The sequence below is a fragment of the Bacillus sp. FSL K6-0042 genome (genome assembly GCF_038006685.1).
Classification (GTDB): domain Bacteria; phylum Bacillota; class Bacilli; order Bacillales; family Bacillaceae_G; genus Bacillus_A; species Bacillus_A pseudomycoides.
Window position 1 is genome coordinate 4,689,141 of record NZ_JBBOVS010000001.1, and the last position, 11,771, is coordinate 4,700,911.

Consider the following 11,771-nt stretch of genomic DNA (forward strand, 5'->3'; position numbering starts at 1 on the left):
ACAGAGAAGCGGAGGAATTTGTAGTGCGAGTATTAGTTAGTGGTGGTGGCACGGGAGGTCATATATATCCAGCTCTTGCGTTAATTAGAGAAATAAAAAAACTACATCCGGAAGCAAGATTTCTATACATTGGTACGGAAAATGGATTAGAAAGTACAATTGTTCCAAAAGCAGGGATACCATTTCAATCGATTGTCATTAGTGGATTTAAACGGAAAATATCCCTTGATAATGTAAAAACAGTGATGCGTTTTCTAAAAGGTGTACAAGATAGTAAACGATATATTCGTCGCTTCAATCCAGATGTTGTAATTGGTACAGGAGGCTATGTATGTGGTCCAGTCGTTTATGCGGCGGCGAAATTAGGAATTCCTACAATTGTACATGAACAAAATAGTGTACCTGGTGTAACCAATAAATTTTTAAGTCGCTATGTGGATAAGGTAGCTGTTTGTTTTGAAGCGGCATCTGAACATTTTCCAAAGTCGAAAGTTGTCATGACAGGAAATCCGCGTGCATCAGAAGTAATGAACCAAAATGGCATGAAAGGGAAGCGTTCTGTTGGATTATCTCTTTCTAAAAAATCTGTGCTTATTTTTGGTGGAAGTCGCGGGGCAAGACCGATTAATGATGCGTTTGTGGCAGCAATTGAACAATTTGGTAACAAAAATTATGAAGTATTGTATATCACAGGTGAAGTGCATTATGATAAAGTCATGGAGGCCGTAAAACAAAAAGGGAATCCGGATAATGTAATCATTAAACCGTTTATTCATAATATGCCAGAGGTACTTACTGGTGTGGATCTTGTCGTTTCACGTGCTGGTGCTACAACATTAGCAGAGTTAACAGCGTTAGGAAAACCAAGTGTTTTAATTCCGAGTCCTTATGTGACAAATAATCATCAAGAGAAAAACGCGAGATCTGTTGTCGATAAGGGAGCAGCAAAAATGCTTCTTGAAAAAGATTTAACTGCTGAAGCTCTTCTTCATGATATTGATGAAATTCTATTAAATACACAAACATTACAAAATATGAAACTAGCTGCTACGCAGTTAGGAATTCCGGATGCAGCAAATAAGTTATTTGAAGTGATGAAAAAACTTGTACAAAATAACGTTAGGTGAATGCCCTGCATACTACTGTAATACGGAGATTTAATATGGGGGAGATCATCATGAAACAATTAGCAAAGGAACTTATCAAAGCAGAAGTTGGTAAAGTGTTAGAAAATGAAGCGTTAGCTCGTTATACAACTATGAAAATAGGTGGGCCAGCTGATATTCTAATCGTGCCAAGTAGTGTTGCTGGTGTGGAGAAGACTTTAGATTTAGTAAAGAAATATAACACAAAATGGACAGCAATTGGACGTGGATCTAATCTTCTAGTATCTGATAAAGGTATTGAAGGTGTTGTAATTCGTTTAGGAGAAGGATTAGATCACTTAGAAGTAGAAGGAACTACTGTACGAGTTGGAGGAGGATATCCTCTTATTAAGTTGTCAACACTACTTAGTCGCCAAGGTCTAGCTGGATTAGAGTTTGCTAGTGGTATCCCAGGAAGTGTCGGCGGGGCAGTATATATGAATGCCGGTGCACATAAATCAGATATGTCAGAAATTTTGATGAGAGCGCGTATTATGTTTGAAGATGGTACAATGAAGTGGTTAACAAAAGAAGAGATGGAATTTTCTTATCGTACTTCTGTTTTACAAACAAAGCGTCCTGGCATTGTAGTAGAAGCAGAATTGCAGTTGAAAGAAGGAAATCGTGAAGAAATAGTGGGTGTAATGCAAAAGAATAAAGACTATCGTCGTGAAACTCAGCCATGGAATCATCCTTGTGCCGGTAGTATATTTAGAAATCCACTACCAAATTCCGCTGGAGATTTAGTCGAAAAGGCAGGTCTACGTGGTCATCAAATTGGCGGTGCGAAAATTTCCGAAATGCATGGAAACTTTATTATCAATGCAGGATCTGCATCAGCACAAGATGTGCTGGATTTAATTGCATTTGTCAAAAAAACAATTAAAGAAAAATTTGGTGTAGATATGCATACAGAAGTGGAAACCATTGGAAGATAGCTGTTATTTGTTCCGCTCATTATCATTTATGGTATAATAAGAAGATAAGAACGGCATGCGTAACATGCCGTTCTTTATGTTACATAGGGGGATCGTACATGAAAAATAGTAAAGTGATTAAACTACAAGATCGTGTACCAAAACTAAAGAATCAAAAAAAGAAGAATAAAAAACCTGTCAATCAGAGATTAATTTTATATGTATCGATTTTATTTTTATTAGTACTTTTTTTAATTTATTTTCGGTCTCCACTTAGTAATATAAAAAAGATAAGTGTTCTAGGAAATCATTATATGACAGATGAACAAGTCATGAAGGAATCTGGAGTTACATATGACACGAGTTATTTTCGAGTGACAGCACATAAGGCTGAAGAGAATTTAACAAAACGAAATGAAATTAAGAAAGTAAATGTCAAAAAACGTTTTCCGAATAAAATTGACATTCACATTGAAGAGTATGTAACGATAGGTTATATAAACAAAGGTGGAAAGTTACAGCCGCTTCTAGAAAATGGTAAAACACTTGACGTGCTTCCGAACGGGAAATTACCTGTCGCAGCTCCGATTTTTGAACCATTTAAAGAAGAGAAAATGAAAGAGTTAATTGAAGAGCTAGAAAAATTAACTCCGACTATTCTCAGATCTATTTCTGAAATTCATTATGCTCCAACGAATTCAAATGAAGACCATCTTACTTTATATATGAATGAAGGTTATGAAGTGAGTACAACTATACAAGATTTTGCGAAGCGTATGGAAACATATCCACTTATTATAAAAAATATAGAGTCGGGTAGAAAAGCCCTAATTGATTTAGAAGTTGGCGCATACTTTAAATATTTAGATAATGAAGAAAAAAAGCAGTAGAGTAGTAGTTTTATTTCTTTTTAAATACAATAACAACAAGTGTGTTTTTCTATGTGTAAATTTCATTACAATTATAATTAATTTGGTGAAAAATAACTAGATTTTCTTCGATTCATGCTAGGATTGGTACAAGTTTAGCTTTTCTATGAGTACATCTTAGTGTAGACTTATATTTGGCGATAATCTTTGCATTTGGAATCGAGTTATTTCAAAGATAAAGCAGTCATTCACAGATTACTGTGATTGCAATAAGTGAATGTTAAATAAAAATAAGAAAAATATAGGGTTAAAAAAGGGAAACGCATAAAGACGTTGAATATTTTTCTTATAAATAGTAAAGCTGCGATTGTTGTTCCATATATTGACTTGTATGGTATAAATAAAGAAGGAGGTGCCAAAGAATGAACAGCAATGAAATATATGTTAGTCTTGACATCGGTACATCCAATGTTAAAGTCATCATTGGTGAAATGGTTAATGATGGTTTAAACATTATTGGTGTTGGAAACGTAAAATCAAATGGTTTGAAAAAGGGCTCCATAGTTGACATAGACGAAACTGTTCGATCAATCAAAAAAGCAATTGAACAAGCTGAGCGTATGGTAGGAATTCACATTGAACAAGTTGTTGTAGGTGTGAATGCAAATCAGGTGCAGCTTCTTCCTTGTCATGGAGTTGTCGCTGTTTCAAATGAAGATCGTGAAATTGGAAATGAAGATGTCTTACGCGTTCTGGATGCAGCACAAGTTGTATCAATTGCTCCTGAACGTGAATTTATTGATGTGGTGCCTCGACAATTCATAGTAGACGGTCTTGATGAGATTAACGATCCACGCGGGATGATTGGTGTAAGATTAGAAATGGAAGGCACGTTAATTACAGGCTCAAGAACGTTATTACATAATTTACTACGTTGTGTGGAAAAAGCGGGCCTTGAAATTGTTGATATTTGTCTGCAACCTTTAGCAGCTGCAACGGTTGCTTTATCTTCTGATGAGAAAAATAGAGGTGTAGCCCTTGTTGATATTGGCGGAGGATCTACAACCTTATCGATTTTTCAAGATGGAGAGTTACAAGCAACAAGTGTATTGCCTTTAGGTGGAGATCATATAACGAAGGATATCGCTATAGGACTTAAAACTTCAACTGAAAGTGCGGATCAAATTAAGCTAAAATATGGACATGCTTTTTATGATACTGCATCTGAAGAAGAAGTGTTTACGGTTCCTATTATGGGAAGCGATCAAACAGAACAATATTCACAACTAGAGTTATCTGATATTATTGAGGCACGTGTAGAGGAAATCTTGATGTTTGTTCAAGAAGAGGTCCGGAAGCTAGGAGTAAAACAAGTAGCGTCTGGTTATGTACTTACTGGTGGGATTGCTTCTATGCCGGGTGTTCTTGATCTTGCATATGATATTTTACATGAAAATGTTCGTATAGCCACTCCAGATTATATTGGCGTTCGTGAACCACAGTATACAATTGGAGTCGGATTAATTAAACATTCTTATCAAAAAGCGAAATTGCGCGGAAAAAATGTTCAGGAAAAGGAAGAGCATTTTGAGCCAGTACCAGCACCAATGCCGGTACAGCAGCAACCTGTAAAACAAACAACGCGTAAGCAAAGCAAAAATAATGAAGACAATGAGCGTATGATGTCAAAAGTAAAACGTGTATTCCGCTATTTATGGGATTAAAATTGCACACGAAAAATGAGGTTCTAGGGGGATTTCGACATGTTAGAGTTTGATACTACTCAAGATCAATTAGCGAGCATAAAAGTTATCGGTGTCGGCGGTGGCGGAAATAACGCTGTAAACCGTATGATTGAGCACGGTGTACAAGGTGTGGATTTCATTGCTGTGAACACTGATGCGCAAGCATTAAATTTATCAAAAGCTGAAACGAAAATGCAAATTGGCGGAAAATTAACGCGTGGACTTGGTGCCGGCGCAAATCCTGAAGTAGGGAAAAAAGCCGCTGAAGAAAGTAAAGAACAAATCCAAGAAGCACTTCGTGGTGCAGATATGGTCTTTGTAACAGCTGGTATGGGCGGAGGAACTGGTACGGGTGCAGCTCCAGTTATTGCACAAATCGCAAAAGAACTAGGCGCGTTAACAGTTGGTGTTGTAACACGTCCATTTACATTCGAAGGTCGTAAACGTGCGACGCAAGCTATATCTGGGATTACAGCATTTAAAGATAATGTAGATACAATCATTGTTATACCGAATGATCGTATTTTAGAAATTGTAGATAAAAATACACCAATGCTTGAAGCGTTCCGCGAAGCGGATAACGTATTACGACAAGGTGTACAAGGTATTTCTGATTTAATTGCTACACCTGGTCTCATTAACTTAGACTTTGCAGACGTAAAAACAATTATGTCTAATAAAGGCTCTGCATTAATGGGTATTGGTGTTGGAACTGGTGAAAACCGTGCAGCAGAAGCAGCAAAACGTGCAATTTCTAGTCCGTTATTAGAAACATCTATCGATGGTGCACAAGGTGTTCTTATGAATATTACTGGGGGCACAAACTTAAGTTTATATGAAGTGCAAGAAGCGGCAGATATCGTTGCTTCAGCTTCAGATCCAGAAGTGAATATGATTTTCGGTTCTGTAATTAATGAGAGTTTAAAAGATGAAATTGTTGTTACTGTAATTGCAACTGGTTTTGATGATAGTGTTTCAGTTCAGCCGCCAAAACCATTTGTACGTCCAACGGCGGCTACAAATCACGCGCAACAGCAACAACCAACAGCGCAGCCACAAAAACAACGTGAAGTAAAACGCGAAGTGAAACGTGAAGAGTCTATTGTACATGATCGTAATACAGATTCAGATGATATCGATATTCCAGCATTTTTACGTAACCGTCGTAGACGATAAAAAGAAAGGAGCCTCAGGGCTCCTTTCTTTTTTATTACACAACCTTAAATATTTTAAAATAAAAAAACTTATCTCGCTATTCATAAATATATAAATTCATTTTGATTTTTCAACGTATAAGTTGCTGTTACGAAGAACAAAAGGTGACCAGCAGTCGTTTCTCTCTTTGTTTTAACTTGCATATGGCAGGAAAAGGATTGATCTGACCGCTTCTATGCATGGATGGATGCACTCTTTCACTTAAAAAGAAAGGTTTTATGTCGTTTTTTCAATTTGTATTTATATAATAAGACCATCATCTGAATTATAGAAAGTAAGAAAGATAGATGAAGGGAACCGAAGGATTTATTATTAGAAAGCTCACAATATATACCTCACGACAGATTATGTCTAGAAACCACAAAATAACAAAAAAACCCCTCCGCAAATTGACACACTTTCCTATTGGATATGCTTTATACTAGTCTCAACTTAAAAAAAGAGGTGAATTGTTTGGTTGTTTACGCCGACGTTGTTTGGTTGTTAAACGCCTGCATTGATTTTCTTTTGCTTTTATTAGCAGCAACTGTGTTGAAAAAGAAGATCAAAAGATGGAGGCTTGTGCTAGGGACATTTATTGGTTCTACAATTGTTATTTTTGCCTTTACTCCTTTTGCTTCTATGATGACACACCCAATTATGAAATTATTGTATTCGTTACTTATTGTGTATACAGCATTTGGATTTTCTACTTTTAGAGATTATACACAGACTGTTTTTACCTTTTATTTTGTAACATTTATGGTAGGAGGAGGATTAATTGGAACTCATTTTTTCCTACAAACGAATGACATGGTAGATGGATTAGTTCAGGCGAAAGCAATGTCTTATGGTGATCCAGTAAGTTGGATGTTTGTGATTTTGGGATTTCCGATTATTTATTACTTTTCAAAAAAACGTATTGAAAATGTGGAAGTGACTAAGATTCATTATGACCAAATTGTACAAGTGAATATTAGATTAGTTGAAAATGAAATTAAATTAGATGGCTTGATTGATAGTGGAAATCAGCTTCATGACCCTTTAACAAAAACACCGGTTATGATTATGCATATTTCATCATTAGAGCATTGTTTACCAACATGGTTAACAGAACAAATTTATTCCAAAACAGAAATTCCACAAATACCAGAAAATGATTCAGGTTGGGCAACGAGACTACGTTTAATTCCTTTTCGAGCAGTAGGAGTTGATCATCAATTTTTATGGGCAATTAAGCCAGATGTTGTTCAAATTTATCATGAAGGAAGCAATATGGTCGTAAATAAAGTATTAATCGGCTTAAATACACAGCAATTATCTACAAATGGAGAGTATCAATGTATTATACATCCGAAAATGTTGATATCACCCAAAGTGACAATTGCTTAATTATGAGAGGCGGGAGAATATGACGAAAATAAAATTTTATTTCATATATCTTTGGTATAAAGTATTGCTGAAACTTGGAATTAAGACTGATGAAATTTACTATATCGGTGGAAGTGAGGCATTGCCACCGCCTTTAACAAAAGAGGAAGAAGAAGTACTCCTCAATAAATTGCCAAAAGGTGATCAAGCAGCACGGTCATTACTCATTGAGCGTAACTTACGGCTTGTTGTGTATATAGCGCGTAAATTTGAAAATACAGGAATTAATATTGAGGATTTGATTAGTATTGGAACAATTGGTCTTATTAAAGCTGTGAATACATTTAACCCTGAAAAGAAAATAAAATTAGCAACTTATGCATCACGTTGTATAGAAAATGAAATTTTAATGCATCTACGTAGAAATAATAAAAATCGTTCAGAAGTGTCATTTGATGAACCATTAAATATTGATTGGGATGGGAATGAATTGTTACTATCAGATGTTCTTGGTACGGATGATGATATTATTACAAAAGATTTAGAGGCTAATGTAGATAGACATCTTCTTAAGAAAGCACTACACCAACTGAATGATCGTGAAAAACAAATTATGGAACTCCGTTTTGGACTTGCAGGGGGAGAAGAAAAAACACAAAAAGATGTGGCAGATATGCTAGGGATTTCACAGTCTTATATTTCTCGACTTGAAAAGAGAATTATAAAAAGGCTTCGAAAAGAATTTAATAAAATGGTATAAAGTGACGTTGTTAAAAGGTTAGATCATCAAGGAGATTGTGCAAAACCAATCGGTATTCCGATTGGTTTTGTTGTATTTCCGGGTAAAGCACGAATGATATTTTTATTAAAAGTGACAGAAAAACGGTATGCATAAAATTCCCTCCAAAGGAGATACTTTACACTGTACAGCAACTCCCGATAGGAGGGAACACTTTGACGAGAAACAAAGTAGAAATTTGCGGTGTTGATACAGCTAAACTTCCAGTACTAAAAAATGAAGAGATGCGTAAATTATTTCGAGAAATGCAAAGTGGAGAGATAAGCGCAAGAGAGAAATTAGTAAATGGAAACTTACGTCTTGTACTGAGCGTCATTCAGCGATTTAACAACAGAGGAGAATTTGTTGATGATTTATTTCAAGTCGGCTGCATTGGACTTATGAAATCCATTGATAACTTTGACTTAAGCCAAAATGTTAAATTTTCAACATATGCTGTGCCAATGATTATTGGAGAAATCCGTAGATATTTGCGTGATAACAATCCAATTCGCGTCTCTCGTTCGTTGCGAGATATTGCGTATAAAGCATTACAGGTAAGAGAAAAGCTAATTGCTGAAAATTCAAAAGAACCAACGGCGATGGATATTGCAAAAGTACTTGAAGTGACACATGAAGAAATCGTTTTTGCACTTGATGCCATTCAAGATCCAGTATCACTATTTGAACCAATCTATAATGATGGGGGCGATCCTATTTTTGTGATGGATCAACTAAGTGATGATAAACAAAGGGACGAGCAATGGGTGGAAGAATTGGCGTTGAAAGAAGGAATGAAACGATTGAATGATCGCGAAAAAATGATTATCCGAAAACGTTTTTTTCAAGGGAAAACACAAATGGAAGTTGCCGAAGAAATTGGGATTTCTCAAGCACAAGTATCACGCCTTGAAAAATCAGCAATTAAACAAATGAATAAAACAATTCAAGGATAAGGTCTCATCATTTAAGATGAGATCTTTTTATGTTGCGTGCCCCAAGATTCTGTTCATAGGAAAGATTACGTGTTCATATAATGACAGTAAAGTGAAACTGCTGGCAGGAGGAGACTTATCGATTACACAACATAAAAGGGGAGAATGACAATGATACGAATTTCAGAGTTTCAAATTAAGGATGTTGTAAATGTCTCTGACGGAAAAAAACTTGGAAACATTAGCGATATTGATATTGATATGAATACAGGGAAGATTCAAGCTGTCATTATTTCAAAGCAAACACGTATGTTAGGGATATTTGGGAAAGAAGCAGAGTTTGTTATTCCGTGGAAGCAAATTGTAAAAATTGGAGAGGATGTAATATTAGTAAGAGCTGATCATGTCAATTCTGTAACAGAATCAATACAAACACCGACAATTTCTTAAAGAATATTACAAATCTCTCTTTTTTTTATGTTGTCATTATGGAAAAATAAAAGTATGGTAAAATAGACAGGAAGTACCATGCTTTTTATGTTATTTTATTAAAAGGAGCCGCTTTATGAGAGAACCATTTATATATGAGGACGGTATATTGTATTTACAAGCGTGGAAAGAACTTGGAAACATTACTGCAGGATTTACGACAAAAGATGGTGGAGTAAGTACAGGCTCCTTTCATGCGATGAATTTAGGATTACATGTAAATGATATGATGGAAAATGTTCATGAAAATAGACGTATTTTAGCGAACAAGTTACAAAAACCATTAGAAAATTGGATTTGTTCAGAACAAGTTCATGATTATCATGTTGAAAAAGTAGGACAGCAAGAAAAAGGGCGAGGAATCTATTCATATGAAGACGGTATTCCAAACACAGATGGTATTTATACGACTGATAGAGATGTATGTTTAACATCTTGTTATGCTGATTGTGTTCCACTCTATTTCTATGCACCATCACATGGTATGATAGGGCTGGCACATGCTGGATGGAAAGGCACTGTAAAAGAAATTGCAAAAGAAATGATTCAAAAGTGGCGTGCAGAAGGGGTGCCAGCTCATGAGATTTATGTTGCAATTGGACCAGCCATAGGGTCCTGCTGTTATGTAGTTGATGATCGCGTATTATCAGCAGCAAAACAAGCGGTAAACGGACATGTTCCATATAAATTGATTTCAGACGGACAATATGCAATTGATTTAAAAGAAATCAATCGCATATTATGCATACAAGCTGGCATAAAAGAAGAGCATATTATGATGTCGTCTCTTTGTACAAGCTGTGAAGAACAATTGTTTTTCTCACATCGTCGTGATCGAGGGAAAACAGGAAGAATGTTGAGCTTCATAGGCTTTAAGGAGGATTGAAAACAGTGGTAGTGCAAGAGAATTTAGCATTTGTAAATGAGAAAATTAAAATAGCATGTGAACGAGCAGAGCGCTCAGCACAAGAGATTAAGCTCGTTGCAGTAACAAAAACAGTAGGAATTGAAAAAACAAATGAAGTAATAGAAGCTGGACTTACTGATTTAGGTGAGAATCGTAATGAAGGTTTTTTACAGAAGTATGAGCATTTTGGTTCAAAAGTAAGTTGGCATTTCATTGGTTCGTTACAAACGAGAAAAGTAAAAGAAATTATTAATGAGATTGATTATTTGCATTCATTAGATCGCATTTCACTTGCGAAAGAAATCCAAAAGCGTACTACAAAGCAGGTTCGATGTTTTGTACAAGTGAAAACATCGTCTGAAGAATCAAAGCAAGGGATAGCGGCTGAGGAAACGATTGCGTTTATTCGTGCTTTGCAAGAATTTGATAAAATTGAAGTTGTTGGATTGATGACAATGGCACCATTTACTGAGGAAGAAGCCGAAATTCGTCATTGTTTTAAGAAATTGCGTGGTTTGCAAAAACAAGTACAAGAACTAGGATTATCATACGCTCCGTGTAAAGAGTTATCAATGGGAATGTCAAATGATTATACGATTGCAATTGAAGAAGGTGCTACATATATTCGTTTGGGAACGATTTTAGTAGGAAAAGCATAAAAGGAAGGAGAATGTTATTATGAGTTGGTCAAAAGTAAAATACTTCTTTTTTGACACTCCAGAAGAGCGAGAAGCTTACGAAAAGGAAAAGGAGCAAGCTGAAATGAAAAAACAACAAGATCCACCAGAGCAGCAGGATATTCCACTTACGAAAGCACAGCCGAAACAAAATATTGTAAGTATTGAAACAGCAAAGCAATCTTCCAAAGTTGTTTTGTTAGAACCGCGCACATATTCGGAAGCACAAGGGATTGCGGATCATTTAAAGGGAAGAAGAGCGGTTGTCATTAATTTGCAAAGGATGTCAACAGATCAAGCTGTGCGTATCGTTGACTTTTTAAGTGGTACTGTATACGCTATAGGCGGGGACATTCAAAAATTAGGACCGAAAACATTTATTTGTACACCTGAGACTGTGGATATTGTTGGGGCCATTTCTGAATTGTTCGGTGAAGAGGAAGAGACAAATATAAAGAGGTGGTAATACGCCATGACGATTATTTTACAAGCATTGCTTTGGATCATCCAGATTTATTCCTGGGCGCTTATTATCTATATCCTTCTATCTTGGTTTCCAGGGGCTAGAGAATCAACATTTGGTGATCTTCTATCACGTATTTGTGAACCATATTTAGAGCCGTTTCGGAGATTCATCCCACCTTTTGGCATGATGGATATTTCTCCAATTGTTGCAATTATTGCGTTGAGATTGGCTAGTAATGGTTTAGTAAGTCTGTTTCGTTATTTCTTGTAATAAGAGGT

At 35.9% G+C, this 11,771-nt stretch carries 13 protein-coding genes and 1 pseudogene; all 14 read left to right on the top strand.

What is annotated here, in order from left to right; translation table 11 throughout:
• Positions 1–23 precede the first annotated feature (23 nt).
• Positions 24–1,127 carry an undecaprenyldiphospho-muramoylpentapeptide beta-N-acetylglucosaminyltransferase gene (gene murG / locus MHH45_RS24255; protein WP_016116032.1) on the top strand — a complete coding sequence of 368 codons (1,104 nt, stop codon included), beginning with the start codon at positions 24–26 and terminating at the stop codon, positions 1,125–1,127.
• A gap of 50 nt (positions 1,128–1,177) precedes the next feature.
• On the top strand, positions 1,178–2,083 hold the full coding sequence (gene murB, locus MHH45_RS24260; RefSeq protein WP_033671439.1) for a UDP-N-acetylmuramate dehydrogenase: 906 nt from the start codon (positions 1,178–1,180) through the stop codon (positions 2,081–2,083).
• A gap of 98 nt (positions 2,084–2,181) precedes the next feature.
• Positions 2,182–2,952, top strand: a complete 771-nt coding sequence (locus tag MHH45_RS24265; RefSeq protein WP_016116030.1) for a cell division protein FtsQ/DivIB — start codon at positions 2,182–2,184, stop codon at positions 2,950–2,952.
• Positions 2,953–3,074: 122 nt separating this feature from the next.
• Positions 3,075–3,170: pseudogene (locus tag MHH45_RS24270) on the top strand (small basic protein); the annotation flags it as partial.
• 183 nt (positions 3,171–3,353) lie between these two features.
• Complete coding sequence (ftsA, locus tag MHH45_RS24275; RefSeq protein WP_003199785.1) at positions 3,354–4,655, top strand: cell division protein FtsA; 1,302 nt, start codon at positions 3,354–3,356, stop codon at positions 4,653–4,655.
• A gap of 39 nt (positions 4,656–4,694) precedes the next feature.
• The gene (gene ftsZ / locus MHH45_RS24280; protein ID WP_016116029.1) at positions 4,695–5,852 is read left to right on the top strand and encodes a cell division protein FtsZ; all 1,158 of its coding nucleotides are present in this window, start codon (positions 4,695–4,697) and stop codon (positions 5,850–5,852) included.
• Positions 5,853–6,344: 492 nt separating this feature from the next.
• Positions 6,345–7,262: a sigma-E processing peptidase SpoIIGA gene (gene spoIIGA / locus MHH45_RS24285; protein WP_016116028.1), complete on the top strand. Its 918-nt coding sequence runs from the start codon at positions 6,345–6,347 to the stop codon at positions 7,260–7,262.
• Between the two features lie 19 nt (positions 7,263–7,281).
• Positions 7,282–8,001 carry an RNA polymerase sporulation sigma factor SigE gene (gene sigE / locus MHH45_RS24290; RefSeq protein WP_016116027.1) on the top strand — a complete coding sequence of 240 codons (720 nt, stop codon included), beginning with the start codon at positions 7,282–7,284 and terminating at the stop codon, positions 7,999–8,001.
• 194 nt (positions 8,002–8,195) lie between these two features.
• The gene (gene sigG, locus MHH45_RS24295; RefSeq protein WP_003199794.1) at positions 8,196–8,975 is read left to right on the top strand and encodes an RNA polymerase sporulation sigma factor SigG; all 780 of its coding nucleotides are present in this window, start codon (positions 8,196–8,198) and stop codon (positions 8,973–8,975) included.
• A gap of 150 nt (positions 8,976–9,125) precedes the next feature.
• Entirely contained in the window at positions 9,126–9,404 is a 279-nt protein-coding gene (locus MHH45_RS24300; RefSeq protein WP_016116026.1) for a YlmC/YmxH family sporulation protein, read from the top strand.
• A gap of 115 nt (positions 9,405–9,519) precedes the next feature.
• On the top strand, positions 9,520–10,329 hold the full coding sequence (gene pgeF / locus MHH45_RS24305) for a peptidoglycan editing factor PgeF (protein ID WP_016116025.1): 810 nt from the start codon (positions 9,520–9,522) through the stop codon (positions 10,327–10,329).
• A gap of 5 nt (positions 10,330–10,334) precedes the next feature.
• The gene (locus tag MHH45_RS24310; protein WP_016116024.1) at positions 10,335–11,009 is read left to right on the top strand and encodes a YggS family pyridoxal phosphate-dependent enzyme; all 675 of its coding nucleotides are present in this window, start codon (positions 10,335–10,337) and stop codon (positions 11,007–11,009) included.
• Between the two features lie 19 nt (positions 11,010–11,028).
• Positions 11,029–11,493, top strand: coding sequence for a cell division protein SepF (locus tag MHH45_RS24315; RefSeq protein WP_003199801.1), 465 nt, complete (start codon positions 11,029–11,031; stop codon positions 11,491–11,493).
• Positions 11,494–11,499: 6 nt separating this feature from the next.
• Complete coding sequence (locus MHH45_RS24320) at positions 11,500–11,763, top strand: YggT family protein (RefSeq protein WP_016116023.1); 264 nt, start codon at positions 11,500–11,502, stop codon at positions 11,761–11,763.
• The last annotated feature ends 8 nt before the right edge of the window (positions 11,764–11,771 follow it).

Bases quoted from the DNA above. Each gene is read 5' to 3' on its own strand.
- murB (WP_033671439.1), top strand. From the start codon at position 1,178: ATGAAACAATTAGCAAAGGAACTTATCAAAGCAGAAGTTGGTAAAGTG.
- MHH45_RS24265 (WP_016116030.1), top strand. From the start codon at position 2,182: ATGAAAAATAGTAAAGTGATTAAACTACAAGATCGTGTACCAAAACTA.
- ftsA (WP_003199785.1), top strand. From the start codon at position 3,354: ATGAACAGCAATGAAATATATGTTAGTCTTGACATCGGTACATCCAAT.
- ftsZ (WP_016116029.1), top strand. From the start codon at position 4,695: ATGTTAGAGTTTGATACTACTCAAGATCAATTAGCGAGCATAAAAGTT.
- sigE (WP_016116027.1), top strand. From the start codon at position 7,282: ATGACGAAAATAAAATTTTATTTCATATATCTTTGGTATAAAGTATTG.
- MHH45_RS24300 (WP_016116026.1), top strand. From the start codon at position 9,126: ATGATACGAATTTCAGAGTTTCAAATTAAGGATGTTGTAAATGTCTCT.
- pgeF (WP_016116025.1), top strand. From the start codon at position 9,520: ATGAGAGAACCATTTATATATGAGGACGGTATATTGTATTTACAAGCG.
- MHH45_RS24315 (WP_003199801.1), top strand. From the start codon at position 11,029: ATGAGTTGGTCAAAAGTAAAATACTTCTTTTTTGACACTCCAGAAGAG.
- MHH45_RS24320 (WP_016116023.1), top strand. From the start codon at position 11,500: ATGACGATTATTTTACAAGCATTGCTTTGGATCATCCAGATTTATTCC.